The organism is Anaerosporobacter sp. (assembly GCF_031551385.1).
Taxonomy (GTDB): Bacteria; Bacillota; Clostridia; order Lachnospirales; family Lachnospiraceae; genus Anaerosporobacter.
The window spans coordinates 25885-48553 of record NZ_JAVBNS010000045.1; the positions used below are offsets into that span (position 1 = coordinate 25885).

Genomic DNA, 22669 nt, shown 5'->3' on the forward strand with positions numbered 1-22669 from the left:
CCTTTTGTGAGGCAATAGATAAATGTTACTGTTTACACAAAATGTTTACAGTTTGGATTGAAACAGTAACAGATAAATACCAAGTGATGGCAGAAAGAATCACTTGGTATTTATCATATAAGCTATTTTGTTTTATTTAGCCGCGCTTCATACGCTTTATAACTTTAAGTCTTGTGAATTCTTCACGTTCCTTTTCCTCAAGTGCATTTTGAATGTCAGTTACCAATGTGGTATAGTGAGGAATCGTTATGTTTTTAAGGGCATTTGCACGTTTTTGTGTTTTCTTAATATTGGTTGCAAGTCGGTAAGCAGAAGTTTCGACCATGGAAAGGCGAATTGTTAATTCCTTTACTCTATTAAAATGCTTACAAGCCTCATCAAGTGCTAAGTTAGTACCATAGTAAGAATAGGAAGGGGTAAGAGGTGAATTGTCATAATCAACAAGTGGAATCTCTGTACCCATGATACTACGTGTTTTAATCGTAATAGAATCTTCTTCTGGAACTGTCTTACTCAATACTTGAACCGTATTAATTCCCATCTTAATATTTGCCTTTTGAAGAGCAATATAGGCGGATGTAAATGTATTATCTATTTCCGATTGAATACCCTTTGCTTTATCAATGAGTTCCATTAGCTCACGAATAAGAATATTTCTTTTCTTATCCATAAGGTCAAAACCTTGTCTAGATAGGGCTAAGGAGTTTTTCGCAAGGATTAGATTTCCTTTGGTGGGAAAAGTATTTGGATCCATATACTCACCATCCTTTATTCTTCGTCGGAAATAGTTTCGTTAGCAGCAGGAGCATGATAATATTTATCAAGAATCTTCGTATCAACACGGTCGAGTTCTTCTCTAGGAAGGATCGTAAGGAGTTTCCAACCAAGGTTTAAAGTTTCAGCGATTGTTCTATCTTCCATAAGCCCTTGAGAGATGAATTCGTTTTCAAATGAAGTACCGAATTGTAAGTATTTCTTATCAATAGGGGATAGTTCATCTTCACCGATAACACTTGCTAATGCTCTTGCTTCACCCACACGAGCGTAAGAAGAGAATAATTGGTTCGCAAGGTCTTGGTGGTCTTCTCTTGTATATCCTTCACCGATACCATCCTTCATAAGACGAGATAATGAAGGCAATACGTTAATTGGAGGATAGACTGCTTTTTGATGAAGAGCACGCTCAAGAACGATTTGCCCTTCTGTAATGTATCCTGTTAAGTCTGGAATTGGATGTGTAATATCATCATTCGGCATTGTAAGGATTGGAATTTGTGTTACCGAACCTTTGCTGCCTTTTACGATACCAGCACGTTCATAAAGTGTTGCTAACTCACTGTATAGATATCCAGGGTAACCTTTTCTACTTGGAATCTCTCCTTTTGAAGAAGAAACTTCACGCATTGCTTCTGCGAAAGAAGTCATATCTGTTAATACAACTAAGATATGCATACCTTTTTCATAAGCAAGATATTCGGCAGCAGTAAGGGCTACTTTAGGCGTAATTAATCTCTCTACAACTGGGTCATTAGCAAGGTTTAAGAACATAACAACGTGAGAACTTGCGCCACTTTCCTCGAATGTACGGCGGAAGAATTCTGCAACGTCATGCTTTAAGCCCATTGCACCAAATACAATAGCAAATTCTTCATCGGAATTTTCACCAAGAGAAGCTTGCTTAACAATCTGTGCGGCTAACTGATCATGAGGAAGACCATTACCTGAAAAGATCGGTAATTTTTGACCACGAATTAATGTAGTAAGGCAGTCGATTGTAGAAATACCAGTTTTTATGAAGTTACGTGGGTATTCTCTTGAACAAGGGTTAAGAGGTTCTCCGTTAACATTCTTTCTTACATCAGAAATGATTGGTCCAAGTCCATCGATTGGTTCACCAATACCATTAAAGACACGTCCAAGGATTTCTTCGGATAAGGCAATTTCCATTGGATGTCCAGTTAATTTCGTATGTGTATTCTTTAAGGACATTTCTTCTGTTCCTTCGAATACCTGAATAACTGCTTTATCTTCATAGACTTCAACAATTCTTCCAAGTTTATGTTGTGTACCCTCTACGGTTAATTCAACGATTTCATCATAGGCAGCGCCTTGCACACCTTCTAAGACAATAAGAGGGCCATTGATTTCACTAAGTCCTAAATATTCAATTGACATTTTAAACCCTCCTTATGCATTCGTTTCTATTAAATGATTGTAGAAATCGTCAATTGCATTTTTGTAATCTTTGAATTTATCTAATTCATTATTAGCAACATCGTATTTAATTGAAATGATACGTTCAAAGATATTGCTTTCTTTTAGTAAAGACATAGGCATATCCATTGCGATTAATTTCTTACATTGATCATATAGATACATAGTTGTTTCCATCATCTTTAACTGTTTCTCAAGTGGAACATACGTATCAGAAGGATGGTAAGCATTCTGTTGAACGAATCCAAGACGAATTACCCTTGCAATTTCAAGAACAAGTTTTTGATCGTCGGGCAATACATCACTACCAATTAATTTAACGATTTCATTCAATTGACTTTCTTGTGTTAGCAAAGAAATCAACTGATTACGTAAATCAATAAAGTTTGTGCCAACATTTTTCTCATACCAAGGTGTTAAATCAGATACGTATTCACTGTAACTAGTTAACCATTGAATTGCTGGGAAATGTCTCGCATAAGCAAGAGATTTATCAAGTGCCCAGAAACAACGGACGAAACGTTTTGTATTTTGTGTAACAGGTTCAGAAAAGTCACCACCTTGAGGTGATACAGCACCGATAATCGATACACTACCTTCTGTTCCATTTAAGTTACTCATAAATCCTGCACGTTCATAGAACGCAGAAAGTCTGGATGCTAAGTAAGCAGGGAAACCCTCTTCGGCAGGCATCTCTTCCAAACGACCAGATAACTCACGAAGAGCCTCTGCCCAACGAGATGTAGAGTCAGCCATGATAGCAACATGGTATCCCATATCACGGTAATACTCAGCAAGAGTGATACCGGTATAGATACTTGCTTCACGGGCAGCAACTGGCATGTTTGAAGTATTAGCAATCAATGTAGTACGATCAAGTAATGGATTACCTGATTTCGGGTCAACTAATTTTGAGAAATCTTCTAGAACTTCTGTCATTTCGTTTCCACGTTCACCACAGCCAATGTAAACAATAATGTCTGCATCAGACCATTTTGCTAATTGATGCTGTGTCATTGTCTTACCTGTTCCGAATCCACCAGGGATAGCAGCAGTACCACCTTTGGCAATTGGGAATAATGTATCAAGAATTCTCTGACCAGTAATCAAAGGACGATCTGCAGCGTAACGTTTTGCAGTCGGTCTAGGAATACGAATTGGCCATTTTTGTGTTAATGTAAGTACTTGTTCTTCACCCTTATCGTTAAGAATGGTAACAAGTGGGTCGTTAATTGTATATTGTCCATCTGGTGAAACTTTGATAACTGTACCACGTACAGTTGGTGGAACCATGGATTTATGTACAATTGCACGTGTTTCACGTGTTTCTGCAATAATAGTACCTCCATAGATTTTATCACCTTCAGAGACCGTAACATGTACGTCCCATAATCTTTGTGTATCTAAAGAATCAACATTTACACCTCTTGATATAAATGCGCCGGATTCTTTTGCAATTTCTTTTAGTGGTCTTTCAATACCGTCAAAGATATTTCCAATAATGCCAGGTGCTAGTGTTACAGATATGGCATTTCCTGTAGCTGTAACTTCTTCTCCTGGTTTAAGTCCTGTTGTTTCTTCGAATACTTGAATGGTAGTTGTGTCCTTGGTTAAAGCAATAACTTCACCAACGAGTTTCTCTTTACCAACAAGAACCATTTCAGACATTTTGAATCCTAGATTACCTTTTAAGTAAACGATAGGACCGTTTATTCCGTATATATTACCTGTCAAGTTCATATTGGAGCAACCTCCTACTTTCTAAATTAAAAATAACTAATGTTGATTAATTATAATTTGAAATTTGCTTTTTCTTCCTCAAGCTTAGACATAAATGAATTATCAATTAGGATATGCCTTTCTGGAATTACACATCGAATACCACCAAAGAAATCAATATTGCTTATTGTTGTCTCTACATGAGTAGCAGCTTCTAAAGCAGTCTTTAAATGAGTATCTGTTGGATTGATGTATATGATAAGCTCATTATCTTTGGCGAAAGCAATCGCTTCGTTGATTTTTGTTATCAGGAAGGATTGATATTCAGGTGTTTGCATGTAAGCAGATAATTTGTTTTTTACATCAGCAAAAAGACCATCGACTTTTTCTCTTGTCTTTTCACTTACGGTACGTTTGATATTAAGTGCTTCATTGGATAGATTTTTATTTTTCTCACGTACTAAGTTTCCGGATTCTGTACGAAGTTTTTGCTCTGCTTGCTTTTTAAGATCTTCCTTCTTCTCAGCAATCATTTCTTTTAAACTATTTTCGTAAGATTCTAGGATATTAGAACTTTGTATTGTTGCATCATTAATTGCACTTTGATAAAAATAATCAAGTTTTTCATCTAATGTCATAAGGCAATCCTGCTCCTTTCGTCACTATCTGCATAGCATATGTAATTTTATAGCTATGTGCGAATACCGCGTAGATAAGTAATTAGAGTTTTAAACCAATTGCTTCATTTACATAGTCAGTAATAAAGTTAGGTTTTCTTCCTGTACCGTGGCGGTCTGGAATTTCTATAATTAAAGGTAAACGACGATTTAATTTTACATCATCTACGATTTCAGGAAATTCGCGACTAAATTTCTCTGTTATTAAAATAATGCCTATTGTTTTGTCAGCTATTGCTTTATCGAGTTGCTGTTTTAGATGTTTTTTTGAATGGATTACAACACCTTCAACGCCCGCAAGTCTCATACCTGTATAGGTATCTATGTTATCGCTAATTAAATACATACGCATTAATAATCGCGCTCCTTTCCAAAGTTTTGTTCTTCTTGTTACTATTGTACAAATGTTACCTATAGTACCAAATGTTACCTATGATACCAAATGTTACCTATGGTAACATTGTGAATGAAAGAACAAGTCCGTATAAAGCAATACCTTCTGCTAAGGCAACAAAGATTAATGCTTTACCCATGATACTTGAATCTTCACTCATAGCTCCAAGAGCGGCACTAGCAGCAGATGCTACGGCAATACCACCACCGATACAAGAAAAACCAGTAGAAAGAGCAGCAGCGATGTATCTCCAGCCATCAGTAGAAGAAGCAGCAGCAACTTCTGTTGCAGCAGATGCATTGCCAGAGAACATAAGAATGTTAGCTAAAACTAAAGTTCCAAAGAAGAAGAATGCGTTAAAACCAAGAGCAGCTTTAAATCCGCCTTTTTTCTTTTTACTTAATAGGAATGCGCCAAAAGGAACAAAAATACTTAAAATTAATGCAGCTACAAAAATATATCTTGTTGTTAAATTCATAATGAATTCCTCCTAAATATAAATATGTTTTAGTTAGTAACTATTTAATAATTTATCGTTTCGTTACTTATTGTTTTTATATGGTTTAAATTCTTTACCAGTTCCGCGGTAAAAACGGCTAAACATTTCATAATATTCAAGACGTAGTACTTGAATACCAACAATTAATCCTTCCATTCCTGCAACAATGATATTACCAATAATCATAATTGGAATATTACCAATGCCATGTTCAGCACCTGCAAACATAAGCACAACGCCCATCATAGCGGCATGGCTTAAAGCAAATGCGCCAACACGTAGAAACGAAATAGTATTACTTGCATAGCTTAACAGTACTTCTAAAAGCTCGAATATCGAGGTTACTACAAACATCCCTTTTCCTTCAGGGAATAAGTTGCTTTTCTTTTTAATCTTTCTCTCAATTGGTTCTTTGAAGAAAATTAAAAGGAGTGGTACACCAAACATAATCGCTAAAATTATTGTTCCTGGTAAAGCATGACCTGTAAAGATTAATGCAACACAAGCAATAATGCTGCCATAGAATACTAGACCAGCTACACCATTGGTATCAAAGAATAACCTTGCATAATCTTTGGCTTTTATTGAGTTTATGATATTAAGAATCATAGCAACAATAATTAAAAATGCACCAAAGACAATAGCAGTAATTAAAATGGACATAATATTATCCATAGGTCTCATCCATACATGTGGAATGAAGTCTTCGTAACCAAATATACTTCCATACATAAAACCAAATATAACAGAGAAGATACCAGCAAGTGATATAATAGCACCAAGGTTCATCTTCTTATATTTGTAGAACAATGCGCCACCAATTACGAGACATAGACCTTGACCTACATCACCAAACATTACACCAAATATAAGTGAGTACGTAATCGCTACGAATAGCGTAGGGTCCAGTTCGTTATAGGCAGGAACACCATACATACGAATAAACATTTCAAATGGCTTAAAAATCTTTGGATTTTTAAGCTTTGTAGGTGGTTTCGTGCTAACGTCTGGCTGAACATCTTCTGAGATACAATACACATTTGAATCGGTTTCTATTTCTTTAATAAATGCATTGGCATCAGATAATGTCATCCAACCACAAAGAATGTAGAATACTAGATTGTCATGAGTTGCATCAACGTTTCTTTCTTTTGTACAGGCAGCAACTTTTCTAATATTATGAGTCTGTGATAATATTTGTAGCGTTTGATGCGCCAATAAAAGTTCAGGTCCAACAGATTCTAGTTTCTTTTTGATTTCAGCAGATAACTGTTTGATTTGCGCTGTTGTTTCATCTATTTTGCGTAAAATTGTGTCATGTGCTTGTTCTGGTGTGCCTTCATATTCATTCGGTATGAATATTCGTTCGAAATGTAGAGAAGAGTAGATGGCATCTATCTTTACACTGGATGTGGCAGGTACAAAGTAGATTCCCCATACATAATCTTCATCGCTGTCGCATTCATAAAAAACAGTATTTAGATTCTCATAAACGTATTTTGAAAATTTAGTATAAAATTCGTGTGAAATTCGTCCGAAACGGAATTTTATAAACTTGAACTCCATTATCTTTTTAAGGTCATAATTAAGCATTTTGAAAGGCTCAATTGTATGAAGGAGTTCTTTATAATGAGTTTTTTTCTCTTTTAGTTTAGCTTTTTGTGCATTTAAATCTTCTAGCATGGAAAAAGCATTTATAATTACATCTGCAGCCTCGGATGGTGTCATAGAATTATGCGAAGCAGAGCAATCACTATCTAGTTTGTTTACAAGTTCCTCAGATTTTGTCATTAAATCGCGATACGGATTCATTTCAACAAAAGGTTTTAAATCCTGAACAGTACTTAGTTCGGATAATGCATTCTCCAAGTGCATTTCATATTTGGAAAGATACGTATTTGCTACACGATCAATGTCACTTTTGGGACCTGTAATACTTAAAAATTTCATTTTTTCAATCACCGTCTACACCTCCAATCTCTTATTGTATATAACTAAGTGTCTCGTTTGGCTGTAACTTATAACGAATACACTCTAGAACAGTAGTAAGGTTATCTATCTCAATTTCTTTAAGATAAAGGAATTGCTGCACAGGCGCCATAGAGTTCGGATACTTCTGTTTGTTTGAATTGTAGATCTTAGTTAATAACGATCGATACAAATTCTCAAATGATGTAATTCCTGTAGTCCCATATACTCTTACATAGTAATTTGTGTTTAGTAACGTGATGAAATCTTCTACAGAGCCACTTTCAATTAGGGTAGTAATCTCTTTTTTCTTGAGTTTATATGATATTGGTATAATGTAGGAATAAATTTTAGATGAATCAATATCATAATATTTTTTTGAACGGTAAATCCACATAATATTAAGTAAATCTACAGTTTTCCCTAGTATTTCTGTGTAAGCTTTGTTACTGTCGCCTTTTAGATATTTGTCTTTTAATTTCCATACTTTTTTAAAATAATAAATATCTAGTTGCATTTCGTAGTCGAATACGGTCGGGTTATGTGAATTTTGAACAGCATTCAGTATAGGATAATATTCCGTTGTCTTTAGAAGATTAATGAATTCATCCATTGTTTTCGCTGATGTTAGTTGTTCAATATTGACCTTTAATCGCTTACTGAAAAATGCATCGAAGTTTGTGCTTTTGTATTCATATTCATCGTTAAAAACATGTTGCAGACAATGTTTAATAATATTTGTTTCAAAGCGAAAGGAAAGGAAAATAAGAGCTTTTCGTTGCTCTTGGTTACAAAAACGATAGATTCGTCCATAACTGTCATACAAAGAATTGATTATTAATTGTTCAATCTGTCCTCTATGAAGACTCCCTTCATCAAATCCAGAAAATAAAGATTCATAAGAAGGATTTGCTTTTAAATAATTAATAAATTCTGGTATGTTCTCAAAGTTTGAGATTTTTACATAATCTTCGTTTTTTAATAAGTTACTTTCCATTGCCTTAACTTTGGCAGTGATGCCACTGTAAGATAGTAAATTATTCGCCATTTAATCACGCCCCAATTATGTTTTGAAAAACACGTTCTACGAAAGCGTCATGATTCATGGTAAAAGTTGTTTCCAGGTTTTCTAGCTGCTTTGCGCAATCGTCAATGAGGGCTTTTCGCTCTAATTCAAGTTCTTTGTCTGCTTCGTCTTGCAAGACTTGAATTTGTTTGTTTGTTTCTTCTGTTAAAGAATTTTCGAATAAAGACAGTTCTTGTTCAATTTCTCTACGTTTCGCATTTTTCTGCTCATCGGTTCGAGAAACAATACGATTTGCCTTTTCCTCGATATCATACAAAAGATTAAGCACTTTCTCCATATGGATTCCTCCTGTCCCATATTATTTGTAGCAATGTTTTGAAATATAACCGCAAGAGAATATTTCTTTGATAAAAAGTATGCAGTTAAAAAATAATTGAATACAAATCACTCTATCATAATACTCCTTTTTTTAAAAAATGCTATAGTAAAAAGAGAGAAAAAAGCAAAAAATTAACGTATATATTGTTTATTATTATGCAAAGATAAGAAAAAATACATCGACTAAATATTCTATAAATTTGCAAGTGCTTTTCTATAGGAAAAAAGGACCAGAGGTGCTATAAAAACGCTAAGAAATGATAAAAAGACTTTACATTTAATACAAAGTATTGACTAAAAAAATCGCAATGAATAATTATTCGATACGGTTAAATAAATAAACATATGAGGTGGAAATTATTTCGTTGAATAAACAAATCGTGTTTGTTTTTGATAATGCATAATTTCCAAAGTTTTTTGATGAAATATCTTGTACTTGGCAGATTATATGATATACTTTAGGCATAAATGATTCTATTTAATAAAGGTGTATAAATAATATGAGGAGTTGGTTATGGGGTTTGAGGGCTACAAATTAGGTTTTTCATTTCATGCAGTACATTCTGATATTAAAGGCGATGACAAAGGGGAGCATAGTCATACATTTTTAATTACATTATATTTTCAAAATATAAATAAAGAGTTAGATTTATTTAATAACTTGGAAGAGCAGATCAACTTATGGTTAGAACCTTATCAGAATAAGAACTTGAATAATACAGAATTATTTGAAAATTCACCTACTACAGTAGAGGTGATAGCAAAAAATTTCTTTCAGGAATTAAAACAGAAAGAGAAACAATGGGGAGTTCATTTGGTGCGACTTGATATACAAGATAAATTATCAAGAACGTATTCCGTATCAGACGTATTATTAGATAGTAACGTAAATGAAATTGCTGTAGTTCCTAATGACTTTAGAGAAGAGCTAGAATATGAAAAGGAAAAAGCAATTGATAGGGAAGAAATAAAAAAGGAAGAGATACAAGAGGAAAGAATAGAAAACAATGAGGTAGAATCAGAACTTGAAGAGTTACTGCAAGAGATTGCGGTAACAGAAGAGACGGACGAAGAGAATTCTATGGAGGTTATAATAGCTGAGGAAACTGTGGGACTAGGGGTAGCCCCAGTAGAGATAACTATTAAAAAATCCAAAAGGAGTGCTAGTAGGTCAAAACATAAAGCTAGAATCGTATTTACACTGAAGATTATTGCATCTCTAAGTGTATTCCTAACATTTTTTATAGGAATTATGTACTTTATACGAGTAGGTGGAAACTACCCACAAGGGTCAGATACATTATGTCATCTATATCGTTCTGATTTATTGATTGATTATATTAAAAAGGGAAATCTATATCCTTTATACGATCATATGTGGTATAACGGCGTAGAAATTATGCGTTATTGGGCACCATTACCGCTATATATATTAGCAGGAATCCAAGGGGCAATTAGAGGAACGTCTTCGGATGCCTATGTAGTTTTTTGTGGTTTGATTTATCTTGTTGGTGCAATTGGTTGGTTAATTCATGGCATTCGTTTCAAGCGAATTGGACTAGCAGTGTTCCTTGGAACAGCGTGGTTCTTCTTTCCAGAGAATATGCGTCTTCTTATATTAGACGGAAATTTACCACGTGTTATTATTAATACCGCATTACCATTCTTTTTAATATCATTATGGAAATTTATCGAGGAAGAGAAGAAGAGTTCCATGATTTTTATTATACTCTATACTTCCTTTATGGGACTCTGCCATATTGGAATTACATTTATGGTAGTTGCGTGTGTATTGATTTATGTTGGGCTTTATGCAGCAGCAAGTAAGAAAAAACATATCGTGTGGCAAGTTGCGCTTGGTATGGTATTAGGAATATGTATTATTGGTATCTGGATGATTCCATCACTAAAGGGTGGAGCGGCAAGTCGTGGTGAGAGTGGAAACCAAGTTATGGTTCTGTTCTTTGAGAGTGCATTTGTTGCGTTAAATCCTGTCGATCGTTTTAATGGAGATTTATCGGTCTTTTATTATGGGCTTTCTATATTTTTTATTTCTCTTTTTGGAACATTGTTTGGAACGAAAAAGACGCTTCCAGGATTTCTAAGTACATTGGTTATCTTTCTTTGTACAACGAAATCGGTTTACCAATTATTCGTGCATCTTCCATTCAGTCAGTTTTTATGGATGATTCGTTTTGTTCCAATATCCTTTGCATTCTTTGTGTTTGCCATGTTTTTGTGGAAAGAGTTAAAGAAAGGGATTATGGTGCTTTTGTGTCTGCTACTTCTCATAGACTGCTATTCTTCCATACCTTATGTGTATGTTGAACCAGAAGGGCGTATTAGTGATGAGCAGACTATAAAATACAATCTAGGGGAATCCCTTTTAATAAACGAAGCAAAAGAGATTACAAAGCAACGAATGGCAATTATGGAGCTAAGTACGTTTGGTGCGTATGCGCCATATTATGTATCAGGGATAGGAACGAAACGTGCCTATACATTCGGTGCTGGCTGGGAAGGGGCTCAGACAGCAGGCAACATTGTATTATTAAATACTGCACTAGAGACTGGACGATATGTCTATATGTTTGATCGATGTATTGAGTTGGGAACGGACACGGTATTATGTCCGATTCACTGTTTAAAAGAGAAAGAACAGGATATTGAGAAAGTAATACAGGCGGGTGAAAGATTAGGTTATGAGTTAATTGACCAGAATAGCTCTTCTTTATTATTCCAATTGGAACTTGATGAGAAGATAGAAAACTTTGGTACGATTACAGTTTATGAGAATATTGCAATTGGAGTAGCTGCAAAGGAAATTGCACTGCTATATCCGGTGTTTGAAGAGGGCAGCAGTTCGAATCTTGATGACTATTCTGTTGAAGAGTTGATGCGATATAAGAAGATTTATCTTTCTGATTTTACGTATACAGATAAAGAGAAAACTGAGGCGAAATTAACACAAGTAGCAGAGAATGGGACAAAGATTATTATTGATATGAATCGTATTCCCGTGAATAAGAAAACAAACTGCTATGAAATGTTTGGAGTAAACGCACAAAGCATAACATTTACACAAGAGTTTCCGACGTTGAAATATATGGAAGAAGATTATATGGCAAGCAGTTTTAATGAGGATTTAAGTCAATGGAACACTGTTTATCTAACAGGGTTATCAACAGTTGATGGATATACCTATATGAACAATAAGAAGTTGCCGTTTGTCGGTTCGGCAGAGAATGAAAATATCGTGTTTTTAGGATTTAATATTGTATATCATACGCAAATCACTTCTGATATTGTTACAGAGTTGCTACTATTCCAGATATTTATGGAGTATGGCAAGGGTGTGCCTCAAAGAGAGATTGTTCCGATTAAAGTCTCATATGGTGAGAATGTGATTACAATTGAGTCGGATAAAAATGGAGTAAATACTTCTTTGGCATGTCTGGATATATTTGATTCAAACAAAGAAATAATACAAAAAAATAACCTTTTAGTTGTTAATGAGGGAACAACAACGATAACTCTACATTATCCATACTTCGTAGAGGGGCTTAGCGTTAGTATAATTGGAATCGTGGCAACAATTATATATTCTAGCGTGATTATCATATTAGGGAGAAAAAAGCTAAAAGAGAAGGAACAATAGAAGGAACGAGTAAATTACTTATGGATGAGGATGATGGGTATGAAGAAATTAGTGAAAAGGGTAGGTATAATAGGTTTTGTCATATTAATAGCAGTTTTAACCCCAGCCGTTTGTTATGCAGCAAACAATATCTCCATTGATGGTTATCCAGATGACTGGGCGAATATACCGCAGACCGCTATATATTATAATAGCAATAATGAGAAGCAGTGGAATTATGCAGCTGTTGTTGCGGAGGAGGGCTATATCAACTGTTATGTTTCATTTGCCAATTTTCTTTCAAATTCAGTACCAGTTATTCAATACTGGATTAGTGTAAATGGAAATCCGATTGTTTTAAATCTTAATTATAGTGATAGCAACGGAAATATTGATTATAGCATGTCAAAAAAGCTTAACAATCTGTCAAATGGTGTGAATGGAGGGATATCCGTCTTCGCAGGGTACTATCCAATCTATAATGTTGGTGATGCGGCAATTTATATATCAAACAAAGGCGGAACTTTTTTGGAGTTTCGGGTAAGTATTGCAATGATAGAGCAATTATGTGGTCTTCCTGAAAACACGATTGAAAATGGAGCAACCATTGAATTCTATTCTCCAATCCTAGGCGATCAAACCGTAGTTGTCGTTGGAACATCTACGGGGACATTTGTGGGGATTGGAATTTGTGTAGTAGTAGCAATTGCTATAGGTTTACGTCATAAGAAGAAAGTTAAAGTGATACTATGAATTTTTTGGGAATCGTAATATTTATTATTTGGATTTATATGTTATCGGTGTTTAAAAGAGCAAAGACGGATTATTTCTATTTTCTATGTGGAAGTATCGGGTTGTTTGTGTTTATGATGATAACAATTCAACCGATTGTTACAGAGGCATTAATGGTGACAGTTACTTCGACAACGGGACGAATAGGTAAGATTACAGGTTTATGTTCTGCATATCAAGACTATAACATCTTGTTTGTAGAAAACAGTGCAAATCATGTGGCAATTTCACTCTACATTGATTATGAATGTTCAGGAATTATTGAGATGCTTGTATTTGTATCTTTGCTTGCGTTTTTCCAAGTATATGATGTTTTACAGAGAATTGTAATTAGTATTGCAGGTTGTTTCTGTATATTCATATTTAATATTATTAGAATTCTTTGTATCTGTGGAATGATCTATTATGGTGGAAATGATATGTACTATATTGCGCATACGATAGTAGGGCGAATTGTGTTCTATGTTTTTTCTGTCATCTTATATTATTATGTGTTTACACATGCACAGATTGTAAAACAATCGATAGGAGGTTTCGGATATACAAGCGATGATTAAGATGTTATCAAGTGAAATTGTATTCTGGGCAGCATGGGTGTTAATTCCGATTCTTATGGAAATCCTACCTGCACTATTTGGTAGTTTTATTTTATTAAAAAAGAAATTCCTATCTAAGAAGGATAAGGAGCTTACATATTTTCCGCAAATCACATTAATTATTCCTGTTTATAACTCCTCTGATACGCTAGGAGCATGTTTGGATTCCATTTATCACTCTTCTTATCCGAATGATAAGATATCGGTAATTCTAGTGAATAATGAGAGTAAGGATGATAGTTTTTCTGTATTTCGTGAATACCAGCAGCTTCGTACCGAGTTAAGTTTAACTTGGTTGAATGCAAAACAGGGAAAATCAAGAGCACTAAATATGGCGCTTTTTAATAGTGAGGGGAAGTATATTATTCATATTGATAGTGATGGTGTATTGGATTCGGAAGCGATTATGAACTTAGTCAAACGTTTTGAAGCGCATGAGGATATTCATTGCATGACTGGTTCTGTATTGACAACACCAGAGCTGATAATGAAAGAAAAAAAGTTTGGAAAGAAATTGTTAAAGAATGCAGAATTCTATGAGTATTGCCAGGCATTTTTGGCAGGACGTAATTTTGAAGCGGAACTCAATATGATATTCACGCTGTCGGGAGCGTTTTCGAGTTTTCGAAAGTCAACGATTCTAAAGACAAGACTCTATAATACAGAGACGGTGTGTGAGGATACCCATATTACATTTCAGACAAGGTATCTGCTAAAGAAGAAAATTGATATCTGTGAAGATGCAATCTTCTACGTTGATCCAATTGATAGTTTATCAACATTATATGTACAGCGTCAAAGATGGCAAAGGGGAGAGATTGAAGTAATTCATATGTTTCCGCCTGATAAGAATATCGTAAAAGGATTTTTTACGAATTTTATATCAAGGCTGATGGCGTTTGACCATACGTTTGCATTTCCGAGAATGATTTGGTATTTTGCGCTTCTTTTTCTAACGTTTCTAAACTATCCATTCCAATATGTTGTGATATCGGTGGTATCCGTATTCGTATTGTATATATTGGCAACGTTTATTAACTATATATGCATCTGTATATACTTGCGGTGGAATAAGGAATTAATGAAGTTTTATGCAAAGCGAGTCCAGTATGTGTGTATTCTACCGTTTTTTAACTTTATAATGTATTGGTTTCGCTTAGCGGGAATTATTAATAGTATCAAAGGTGCAAGAACTTGGAGTACACGTTCGTTTAAGGAAGAAAAAGCAGTTTGTAAGCAATTAATAAAGAGTGATATGGCATTTGTACAAAACATGATTAAAAAAATTAAAGTAAGGATTTATAAAGATGATGCGAAAGTGGATGATAGCAAGTAAGGCTAAATTGTCTAAAATACGAGAAAAAACGGCACCATTGAGTAACCATATATTTATCGTTATCCCAATTCTGCTTTTCTTAGTATTTGTTATTTGTACGTACCTAGATGTTTCTTCAATTGAGGAGAAAGCCGTTTTACAGTATGCTTCACAGAACAATTCCTATCTTAAACTGTTTGTTACCCAGTTTGTTGATGAAGATGGAGAGGATACTGTAACGGAAGAAACGATTATTAGTAATATCAAAGAGAAGTTTCCGACCTCCTCAAGTATGTTTTTGGTTCTATATCAGGGGGAAGAGATAATTTTTGTTCGTGATGAGACGATGACGAATAAAATTGTAGCTATGGAGAGTCAAGAACGAAGCGAACTGCAAGTTATAAAGAAGGACGTATTATCGAATACGATCGATGATACATATGAAGTTGTATTAAAAAATAAAAGTAAGTATATTATTTCGGTTGCTTCGATAGAGACAGGGGAAGAACCTTTTGTACTTGTGCTTTGTACAACAGAGAACTATTATAAAAAACTGTTTAATATGAGTGCTTTTGAGATTCATTTTATGTTTTATCTGTTTGTGTTTGCTGTTTTGTTTCTTTTGGTTACTGTATATCTATATTATCAAAAAAGGGGAATACTAAAAGAAAGAGACACGTATAAGAAACAGTTAGTGGAAAGTAGATTAAAGATGGAGCAATTGGAAGGTCAGTTACTGCAAACGCCAAAATATACATTGCCTTATATCTCTTTTGGATATGTAGAAAAGAGAATTGTTGAAGAGATTATGGAGGAACTGACAAGAAAGCAAAAGAAGAAGTCGATGAAGGTTACAATAACCTTGAAAGAAGCAACGAGAGAAGAGATAAGTAACTTTGTAGTTTGTTTGGAGAGAAATCGAATTGAGAATTGTATTAGTTGTCTATGGTCAAAGGATACCTTTGTTTTACTCTTACTAAATCGTAAGGAAGAGACAGCGGATAGTTATGTGAAACAGTTATTAATTTGTTATAAGGAAAATTTTAAAGATATATTGAATTCAATTGAATGTTCAATGGAACGATTAGAATCCAAACAATAGAACGAAAGGAACAGTAGAAAACAATGGATTTTTACAGCCAGTATAAATTTAAGTTTTACTTAAATGCGACACATGCCATATATATTGATGGTAAATGTGGAGCACCTCATCCGCATACATGGGAAATTATTTTACATACCGTGAAGATGGAGGAAGAATTTATTCGTTTTCATGAAGTAGAAGAGCAGATTGAGGGATACTTAGAGAAGTATCAGAATCGCTTTATTAATGAAATACCTCCGTTTGACATATTGAATCCTACACTAGAGTATATTACACAGTTTATGCTAGAGCAGTTTCAGAACATACTAAATCCAACAGGCTGGGTAATCTTCACGATTGAGGTAAGTGAGACGCCAACGCGTTCTTATATTATCAGCACAGTTGAAAATAACTGTATTACACAATTAATGAAAGAAAATCATGCAAAGAAGATTATAGAGGACTCATTTTAAAAGAGTACTTAGATGAGAGAAGGGGAGCGTAATGACGAAAGAAGAGGTTAAAAAACATATTGGAATTATAGTACCATCTTTATCACCTGACGAGAAATTACTGAAAGTGGTAAGTGATTTAAAGGCAGAGGGTTTTGAAAATATTATAGTTGTAAATGATGGAAGTACGCCAGAATATGATACTTACTTTAATCAAGTAAGGGATATGGGATGTCATGTTTGTGTTCATGAAGTTAACAAAGGAAAAGGAAGAGCTCTTAAAACAGCGTTTGCTTATGTGAAGAGTAATATTCCTGATTGTACAGGTGTAATAACGGTGGATGGAGATGGTCAGCATACCATTGGCGATATTATTCGATGTGCGGAGGCTCTAATCGAGCACCCAGACCACCTTATCCTTGGATGTCGTGATTTTTCAAGCAGTAATGTTCCTTTCCGTAGCCGTTTTGGAAACCAGCTTACGTGTAAAGTCTTTATGGTGTTTACAGGGCTGTCGATATCTGATACGCAGACGGGGCTTCGTGGTATTCCCAGTTCCATGCTTGATATGAGCTTGGAGGTAGAAGGGGAGCGTTTTGAATACGAGACAAACATGTTATTAAAGACAAAGGAACATAAGATTCCAATTCATGAGGTTTCCATTGCAACTGTTTATATCGAGGAAAATAAAACCTCACATTTTCATCCGTTGAAGGATTCAGTAAAGATTTATAGACTCTTTTTTAAATTCATAGTAGCTTCTTTATCTTCGTTTGTTCTTGATATTGCGTTATTTGCGTTATTCGCAAAATTGCTATCAAATGCAGAGGTATCGTCCGTTTATCGAATTGCCATTGCAACAATAGGAGCAAGAATATTGTCCTCTATGTACAACTACTATATCAATCGTTCCAAAGTGTTTGAACAAGAGGAAAAATCGAATAAGTCCATTGGACGCTACTATATTCTTGCCGTGTTACAGATGGCGGTATCAGCATTGCTTGTTACTGTAGTGTATTCCATTATTCCAGTAAATGAATCGGTCATTAAGGCAGTTATTGATTGTATTCTATTCCTTGTTAGTTTTCAGATTCAAAGGGAATGGGTGTTTAAGAAGTAGTTTTGTAAAAGCATTTGACTAATGAGGGAGTTATCTTTATAATTTAAGAAGTTTAGCGAATTACGAAACAGTCAAGTATATGGGAGTTTCGTAATTCTTGATTAGAAAATGTAAAAGAAAGGGCAAGTAGGGTCGTTGGTATAAATTATGAGATTAAGAAATGTAAAAGGTGCAAGAGAGAACATTGCTGTGAATCAGTTCGTTGTTCATAATCCAGAAGAGTGTAAAGGTAAATGGAGGGAGTTGTTTCAAAATGACAACCCAATTCATATAGAAATCGGAATGGGGAAAGGTAAATTCATTCAAGCATTAGCACAGAACAATCCGAATATTAACTATATTGGAATTGAAAAATACTCAAGTGTACTTATTCGAGCAATTGAGAAGCGCAATGAATTGGATATTACGAATTTATATTTTATCAGAATGGACGCTGAGGATATTATTAATATCTTCGAAGAAGGAGAAGTGGATCAAATCTACTTGAATTTCTCAGATCCATGGCCAAAAGATCGCCATGCAAAGAGAAGATTAACTTCAAAAGAGTTTTTTGGACGTTATAATACAATTCTTAAAAAGGATGGTGTTGTAATTTTTAAAACAGATAATCGCGAATTATTTGACTTCTCAGTTGAAGAAATTCCATTAGCAAAGTGGATGTTAAAGGATGTAACGTATGACCTTCATAATAGTGAATTTGTTGAAGGTAATATTATGACAGAGTACGAAGAGCGATTTGTTGCGGAAGGGAAACCGATTAATCGACTTGTTGCTTATCGTTAGGTTGACTTTGCAGGTGCAAAATATTTTTGTCTCTGATAGCATAATATTTATGTGTGAAATACATTTTAATGCATATAATAAAATGGTATTGTTAATATAAAGGGGCATAGATTGTTATGGGTAAATCAATTAAGTCAACTATTGCACGTTCTTTAAGTGGAAATATGTCACTGAATAAGAAGGCATTGCAAATCAAACGTTCTTGGGATGATGTAGGGAATATACTACAGTCTGCTAATAACAAAAAGAAGAAATAGTGAAAGAACAAAAAACAATAAAAGAATAATGGAGGAATAACAGATGGCATTCATATTTACAGATGAAAATTTTGAACAAGAAGCATTACAAAGTGAGCAATTAGTTGTTGTTGATTTTTTTGCAGATTGGTGTGGACCATGTAAGATGATGGCACCGATTGTTGAAGAGTTGGCAGAGGCTTACAAAGATCAAGTTAAAATAGGAAAGTTAAACACGGATAACTCGCCAGCTACAACTGCAAAATATAGAGTGATGAGTATTCCAACTATTCTTTTTATTAAGAATGGCGCTGTTGTAGAGACTGTTATTGGTGCAGTTTCAAAGGCACAGTTACAGGAAAAGATTGATTTGAATAAATAAATATTAGGAAACAAAAAAGGTAGTTCACACCACACAGTGAACTACCTTTTTTCGTGGTGCGCCTGGCGGCGCACGTCGCTAACGGATGAAAATGTGAGAGGATGGCTAATCAATTAATGGTTAGCCTCCTACTCGATTGGCTTACGATAGAGTAGAAAAATACAATAAAGAGAAAATGTTTACAAATAATAAAAAATAAGGTATTATAATTGGGTGAGGGGGGATAAGAATGATAAAGGTTGCTATTTGTGATGATGAAAACATCATCACTAGCCAGATAGAAAATATCATTTTGAATATTTGTAAAAGAGAAGGTATTCCAGTGGATACGGAGGTCTTTTATAGCGGACAGGGTTTAGAAAAAGAAATATCAGAGGGAGCAAGCTATGACTTAATATGTCTGGATATTCAAATGGCAAATGGTGATGGAATAACGACAGCTAAAAGGATTAGAGAAATGGATGAAAGTGTACTGCTGATTTATGTATCTGAGCATGAAAAATACATGATGGAGTTGTTTCGGTTGGATGTTTTTGCATTTATAAAAAAACCGATAGAAAGTAAACATTTTGAAAATGTTTTTTTGGATGCCAATCGAAAAATTTGTAATCAAAAGCTGTATTTTTCGTTCTGTTATAAAAATAAAGAATATAAAATTCTATGTATCGATATTCTATATTTTGAAAGTAGTGGAAGAAAAATTAATGTGCATGTTAGAAACAATGAAAGTATAGAGGTGTTCAATGGAAAAATGTCAGAAGTGGAAGAGTGGACAGCTAATGGGAAAATTCCCTTTCTCAGAATACATCAGTCATATCTTGTGAATTATCATCATATAAAGTGTAGATCAAAGACAGGTATAACTTTGAATAATGGAACAAAATTACCAATAAGTGAAGAGCGGCAGAAGAATTTTGGAAAACAGTATGGAACATTATTGGGAATGCCTATATTGCTGTAAGCAAATTTTCCTTTTGACAAGTGCGCTGAATTTTGGTATTTTTTACAATACATATCGTATTTTTGACATCTGGATAAAAAACGGAAATTAAGGGAGTATTATTAGTTAAATTAACAGAAAAAGGAGGTAGTAAAATGAAGGAAAAAAATATTATGGCAAAAGCATTAACTGCTGTTACAAATAATATGCTTTCTAGAGCCGCAAATAGCAGATGTATGGTTATTTATCATCAACCAAAACAACCTAATACATTAAAAAAATTTAGGAAGTTTTAAGATGGACAGGATTGAAAAAGTTTTAACAGACTACGTCATTCGTAAAGGCATGGTAGATGAAGCGGACAGAGAGATTTACGAATATGGATTTACAATAACAGCAGAAGTAGGATTATTTGCGTTATTTAGCCTGTTCATGGCACTGTATTTACATATGTTTGCGGAAGGTATATTATTTTTCATTATATTTGTCCCATTAAGGTCATATGGCGGAGGGCTACATTTAGAAAAATATCATTTATGTTATATCTTATCATGCTTGACGTTTTCTGGGATATTATTAGTAGTTAGGTATAGTCAGATTCCTATTTATTTTTCATTTATAACTCTTTTTTTATTAGAAGCAGTTGTTTATTCTTTATATCCGGTTGAGAATGTAAACAGAGAAGTTGATAAAGAGGAAGATAAGTATTTCCGAAAGAAGCTAAAATGGTTTTTGGTTTTGGATATAATCATAGCAGCAATATGTGTTGTTTTAAGAAAAGATAAGTATATTTTATTGATAGCAACCACGTTTTTGATGATTGTTATAACAATGATAATGGGAAAGTATAAGAATAGGAAAAGAGAAATGTCGAATCTGTAATATAAGGATTCGGCTTTTTTATATTAAAACTCCCCTCATTTTTTTGAGGGGAGTTTTAATATAAACTGTTATTATTCCGATATTTCAATATTCTTTCGTTTCAATCTATTTGTAATCACCTTATTCAATAAAAAAGCAATTACAGCGGTAACGGGAACGCCAAGGAACATTCCTAGCACACCCCAATAAGCGCCACCGACAGTGATACCAAAGATAACCCAGAGTGGTTTTAAACCGGTAGATTCTCCAAGAATTTTTGGTCCAAGATATAGACCATCAAATTGCTGTAAGGCAAGAATCATAAAAGCAAAGATAAAAGCTTTAATTGGGTCAATTACAAGGAAGATAAGTGTTCCAGGTACAGCACCGATAAATGGTCCAAAGTAAGGAATCATGTTTGTAATACCTACAATTACACTAAGAAGAATAGCATAGTTTAGGTGGAGTATTCGCATTAATACGTAGCAGATAATTCCGATGATTAAGGAATCAATTGTTTTACCTACGATAAATCCATTAAAAATAGAGTTGCATTCTTTTACCGTATTAAAAAAACTGTCGGCTTTTTTAATAGGAACAAAAGAGTAGATAGTACGTTTAATGTTCTTTTGCAATGTCTTTTTGTCGGATATCATATAGCAAGAGATTACAATTGATAAAACGAGGTTAATAATAATACGTACAATAGAAACAGAAATACTAATTATTTTGGGAAAGATATTTGATAAAAGGTTTGTTCCATAGCCTAGAAGATCTGGAATAGCACCATTAATCTTATCTTCTACAACGCCAAAATTAATAGACGGAAATGTTTCTTCTAAATTCTGAAGGTAATAAATTGTCTTATCGGATAAATTAACAATTGTTCCATTTAGCTCAGATAATGTAGTTATGAGTTCTGGAATAATATAGATTAATACAATGGCAATAATACCAATAACAATTAAGTATGAAAATAGTATAGCAAGAAATTTTCTAACAGTAGTATTCTTAATCTTAAGTACCTTTGCCAAGAAACGTTTGTCTAACATAATAACAATAGGGTTTAAAATATAAGCAATAAAAAATGCCATAATAAATGGAGTAAGGACATTAAAAACTTGTCTTACTGCAGCTACAGCATAAGAAAAGTTGACGATAATACTTATAATAATAGCACCAATAACCATAACCGCTAAAGTATATATGCTAATAATAAAATAATTGCGATTGGTCTGGAACTTGTGAGAATGAAGTTCGTTTGACTTTTCAGATGACTGTTCAGCTGATATTTCTGGTGCTTTTTCAGGTTCTGGATTCGTGTTTTCTTTAATCTGAGATGTATTTTCCAAGTGTGTACCTCCTTCGTTGTAGTTCAATTATATATTACTATTTAGTATATAGGGAAAGGGATATATTATCAATAGTTAAAAAAATATAAAAAAAATAAAAAAAGTACTTGCAATTTGTTTTTTGTTAGGATATAATGATTCTTGCGTTAAGGCGTATGCGCTAATAGCTCAGCTGGTAGAGCACCTGACTCTTAATCAGGGTGTCTGGGGTTCGAACCCCCATTGGCGTATTATAAAGTACCG

Annotated in this window: 23 protein-coding genes and 1 tRNA gene; 14 read left to right on the plus strand and 10 right to left on the minus strand. The window is 34.1% G+C overall.

Features of this window, described 5'->3' with window-relative positions; translation table 11 throughout:
- Positions 1-136 precede the first annotated feature (136 nt).
- From RMR19_RS05265 to RMR19_RS05305, 9 genes are all read right to left on the minus strand, one after another.
- Positions 137-754, minus strand: a complete 618-nt coding sequence (locus RMR19_RS05265; RefSeq protein ID WP_310602453.1) for a V-type ATP synthase subunit D — start codon at positions 752-754, stop codon at positions 137-139.
- A 14-nt stretch (positions 755-768) separates the two neighbouring features.
- The gene (locus RMR19_RS05270) at positions 769-2175 is read right to left on the minus strand and encodes a V-type ATP synthase subunit B (protein ID WP_310602454.1); all 1407 of its coding nucleotides are present in this window, start codon (positions 2173-2175) and stop codon (positions 769-771) included.
- A gap of 12 nt (positions 2176-2187) precedes the next feature.
- On the minus strand, positions 2188-3954 hold the full coding sequence (locus tag RMR19_RS05275) for a V-type ATP synthase subunit A (RefSeq protein WP_310602455.1): 1767 nt from the start codon (positions 3952-3954) through the stop codon (positions 2188-2190).
- Between the two features lie 50 nt (positions 3955-4004).
- Positions 4005-4571, minus strand: coding sequence for a V-type ATP synthase subunit E (locus RMR19_RS05280; protein ID WP_310602456.1), 567 nt, complete (start codon positions 4569-4571; stop codon positions 4005-4007).
- A gap of 82 nt (positions 4572-4653) precedes the next feature.
- Positions 4654-4962: a V-type ATP synthase subunit F gene (locus RMR19_RS05285; protein ID WP_310602457.1), complete on the minus strand. Its 309-nt coding sequence runs from the start codon at positions 4960-4962 to the stop codon at positions 4654-4656.
- Between the two features lie 97 nt (positions 4963-5059).
- Entirely contained in the window at positions 5060-5482 is a 423-nt protein-coding gene (locus RMR19_RS05290) for an ATP synthase subunit C (RefSeq protein WP_310602458.1), read from the minus strand.
- A gap of 63 nt (positions 5483-5545) precedes the next feature.
- On the minus strand, positions 5546-7465 hold the full coding sequence (locus tag RMR19_RS05295; RefSeq protein WP_310602459.1) for a V-type ATP synthase subunit I: 1920 nt from the start codon (positions 7463-7465) through the stop codon (positions 5546-5548).
- 19 nt (positions 7466-7484) lie between these two features.
- Positions 7485-8519, minus strand: a complete 1035-nt coding sequence (locus RMR19_RS05300) for a V-type ATPase subunit (protein ID WP_310602460.1) — start codon at positions 8517-8519, stop codon at positions 7485-7487.
- A gap of 4 nt (positions 8520-8523) precedes the next feature.
- Entirely contained in the window at positions 8524-8835 is a 312-nt protein-coding gene (locus RMR19_RS05305; RefSeq protein WP_310602461.1) for a hypothetical protein, read from the minus strand.
- A gap of 555 nt (positions 8836-9390) precedes the next feature.
- Here RMR19_RS05305 and RMR19_RS05310 point away from each other — a divergent pair.
- From RMR19_RS05310 to RMR19_RS05370, 13 genes are all read left to right on the plus strand, one after another.
- Positions 9391-12534 carry a 6-pyruvoyl-tetrahydropterin synthase-related protein gene (locus tag RMR19_RS05310; RefSeq protein WP_310602462.1) on the plus strand — a complete coding sequence of 1048 codons (3144 nt, stop codon included), beginning with the start codon at positions 9391-9393 and terminating at the stop codon, positions 12532-12534.
- A gap of 39 nt (positions 12535-12573) precedes the next feature.
- Positions 12574-13266 (plus strand): Firmicu-CTERM sorting domain-containing protein, encoded by a 693-nt coding sequence (locus RMR19_RS05315; RefSeq protein ID WP_310602463.1) that lies wholly within the window; start codon positions 12574-12576, stop codon positions 13264-13266.
- Positions 13263-13862, plus strand: coding sequence for an exosortase family protein XrtG (xrtG, locus tag RMR19_RS05320; protein WP_310602464.1), 600 nt, complete (start codon positions 13263-13265; stop codon positions 13860-13862). The genes RMR19_RS05315 and xrtG overlap by 4 nt, the downstream gene beginning before the upstream one ends.
- Positions 13855-15237: a TIGR03111 family XrtG-associated glycosyltransferase gene (locus tag RMR19_RS05325; protein ID WP_310602465.1), complete on the plus strand. Its 1383-nt coding sequence runs from the start codon at positions 13855-13857 to the stop codon at positions 15235-15237. Before xrtG ends, RMR19_RS05325 begins: the two co-directional genes overlap by 8 nt.
- The gene (locus RMR19_RS05330) at positions 15209-16318 is read left to right on the plus strand and encodes a hypothetical protein (RefSeq protein ID WP_310602466.1); all 1110 of its coding nucleotides are present in this window, start codon (positions 15209-15211) and stop codon (positions 16316-16318) included. Before RMR19_RS05325 ends, RMR19_RS05330 begins: the two co-directional genes overlap by 29 nt.
- A 23-nt stretch (positions 16319-16341) precedes the next feature.
- A complete protein-coding gene (locus tag RMR19_RS05335) occupies positions 16342-16773 on the plus strand; it encodes a 6-carboxytetrahydropterin synthase (protein ID WP_310602467.1) in 432 nt (143 codons plus the stop codon).
- 31 nt (positions 16774-16804) lie between these two features.
- Positions 16805-17872, plus strand: coding sequence for a bifunctional glycosyltransferase family 2/GtrA family protein (locus tag RMR19_RS05340; protein WP_310602468.1), 1068 nt, complete (start codon positions 16805-16807; stop codon positions 17870-17872).
- Positions 17873-18019: 147 nt separating this feature from the next.
- Positions 18020-18655, plus strand: a complete 636-nt coding sequence (gene trmB, locus RMR19_RS05345; protein WP_310602469.1) for a tRNA (guanosine(46)-N7)-methyltransferase TrmB — start codon at positions 18020-18022, stop codon at positions 18653-18655.
- A 116-nt stretch (positions 18656-18771) separates the two neighbouring features.
- On the plus strand, positions 18772-18912 hold the full coding sequence (locus RMR19_RS05350; protein WP_310602470.1) for a hypothetical protein: 141 nt from the start codon (positions 18772-18774) through the stop codon (positions 18910-18912).
- A 43-nt stretch (positions 18913-18955) separates the two neighbouring features.
- Positions 18956-19273: a thioredoxin gene (gene trxA / locus RMR19_RS05355; RefSeq protein ID WP_310602471.1), complete on the plus strand. Its 318-nt coding sequence runs from the start codon at positions 18956-18958 to the stop codon at positions 19271-19273.
- A 229-nt stretch (positions 19274-19502) separates the two neighbouring features.
- Complete coding sequence (locus tag RMR19_RS05360; RefSeq protein ID WP_310602472.1) at positions 19503-20234, plus strand: LytR/AlgR family response regulator transcription factor; 732 nt, start codon at positions 19503-19505, stop codon at positions 20232-20234.
- A 134-nt stretch (positions 20235-20368) separates the two neighbouring features.
- The gene (locus RMR19_RS05365; RefSeq protein WP_310602473.1) at positions 20369-20509 is read left to right on the plus strand and encodes a cyclic lactone autoinducer peptide; all 141 of its coding nucleotides are present in this window, start codon (positions 20369-20371) and stop codon (positions 20507-20509) included.
- 1 nt (position 20510) lies between these two features.
- Complete coding sequence (locus RMR19_RS05370; RefSeq protein WP_310602474.1) at positions 20511-21095, plus strand: accessory gene regulator ArgB-like protein; 585 nt, start codon at positions 20511-20513, stop codon at positions 21093-21095.
- A gap of 71 nt (positions 21096-21166) precedes the next feature.
- On the opposite strand, the gene RMR19_RS05375 is transcribed toward RMR19_RS05370, so the two are convergent.
- Positions 21167-22426, minus strand: a complete 1260-nt coding sequence (locus RMR19_RS05375) for an AI-2E family transporter (RefSeq protein WP_310602475.1) — start codon at positions 22424-22426, stop codon at positions 21167-21169.
- Positions 22427-22583: 157 nt separating this feature from the next.
- Here RMR19_RS05375 and RMR19_RS05380 point away from each other — a divergent pair.
- Positions 22584-22656 (plus strand) — tRNA-Lys (locus RMR19_RS05380).
- Positions 22657-22669: the final 13 nt, after the last annotated feature.

What these genes read in the sequence shown, in the direction of transcription:
- RMR19_RS05265 (WP_310602453.1), bottom strand. Translation starts at nt 754, where the DNA reads ATGGATCCAAATACTTTTCCCACCAAAGGAAATCTAATCCTTGCGAAA.
- RMR19_RS05270 (WP_310602454.1), bottom strand. Translation starts at nt 2,175, where the DNA reads ATGTCAATTGAATATTTAGGACTTAGTGAAATCAATGGCCCTCTTATT.
- RMR19_RS05275 (WP_310602455.1), bottom strand. Translation starts at nt 3,954, where the DNA reads ATGAACTTGACAGGTAATATATACGGAATAAACGGTCCTATCGTTTAC.
- RMR19_RS05280 (WP_310602456.1), bottom strand. Translation starts at nt 4,571, where the DNA reads ATGACATTAGATGAAAAACTTGATTATTTTTATCAAAGTGCAATTAAT.
- RMR19_RS05285 (WP_310602457.1), bottom strand. Translation starts at nt 4,962, where the DNA reads ATGCGTATGTATTTAATTAGCGATAACATAGATACCTATACAGGTATG.
- RMR19_RS05290 (WP_310602458.1), bottom strand. Translation starts at nt 5,482, where the DNA reads ATGAATTTAACAACAAGATATATTTTTGTAGCTGCATTAATTTTAAGT.
- RMR19_RS05300 (WP_310602460.1), bottom strand. Translation starts at nt 8,519, where the DNA reads ATGGCGAATAATTTACTATCTTACAGTGGCATCACTGCCAAAGTTAAG.
- RMR19_RS05305 (WP_310602461.1), bottom strand. Translation starts at nt 8,835, where the DNA reads ATGGAGAAAGTGCTTAATCTTTTGTATGATATCGAGGAAAAGGCAAAT.
- RMR19_RS05310 (WP_310602462.1), top strand. Translation starts at nt 9,391, where the DNA reads ATGGGGTTTGAGGGCTACAAATTAGGTTTTTCATTTCATGCAGTACAT.
- RMR19_RS05315 (WP_310602463.1), top strand. Translation starts at nt 12,574, where the DNA reads ATGAAGAAATTAGTGAAAAGGGTAGGTATAATAGGTTTTGTCATATTA.
- xrtG (WP_310602464.1), top strand. Translation starts at nt 13,263, where the DNA reads ATGAATTTTTTGGGAATCGTAATATTTATTATTTGGATTTATATGTTA.
- RMR19_RS05325 (WP_310602465.1), top strand. Translation starts at nt 13,855, where the DNA reads ATGATTAAGATGTTATCAAGTGAAATTGTATTCTGGGCAGCATGGGTG.
- RMR19_RS05330 (WP_310602466.1), top strand. Translation starts at nt 15,209, where the DNA reads ATGATGCGAAAGTGGATGATAGCAAGTAAGGCTAAATTGTCTAAAATA.
- RMR19_RS05335 (WP_310602467.1), top strand. Translation starts at nt 16,342, where the DNA reads ATGGATTTTTACAGCCAGTATAAATTTAAGTTTTACTTAAATGCGACA.
- RMR19_RS05340 (WP_310602468.1), top strand. Translation starts at nt 16,805, where the DNA reads ATGACGAAAGAAGAGGTTAAAAAACATATTGGAATTATAGTACCATCT.
- trmB (WP_310602469.1), top strand. Translation starts at nt 18,020, where the DNA reads ATGAGATTAAGAAATGTAAAAGGTGCAAGAGAGAACATTGCTGTGAAT.
- RMR19_RS05350 (WP_310602470.1), top strand. Translation starts at nt 18,772, where the DNA reads ATGGGTAAATCAATTAAGTCAACTATTGCACGTTCTTTAAGTGGAAAT.
- trxA (WP_310602471.1), top strand. Translation starts at nt 18,956, where the DNA reads ATGGCATTCATATTTACAGATGAAAATTTTGAACAAGAAGCATTACAA.
- RMR19_RS05360 (WP_310602472.1), top strand. Translation starts at nt 19,503, where the DNA reads ATGATAAAGGTTGCTATTTGTGATGATGAAAACATCATCACTAGCCAG.
- RMR19_RS05365 (WP_310602473.1), top strand. Translation starts at nt 20,369, where the DNA reads ATGAAGGAAAAAAATATTATGGCAAAAGCATTAACTGCTGTTACAAAT.
- RMR19_RS05370 (WP_310602474.1), top strand. Translation starts at nt 20,511, where the DNA reads ATGGACAGGATTGAAAAAGTTTTAACAGACTACGTCATTCGTAAAGGC.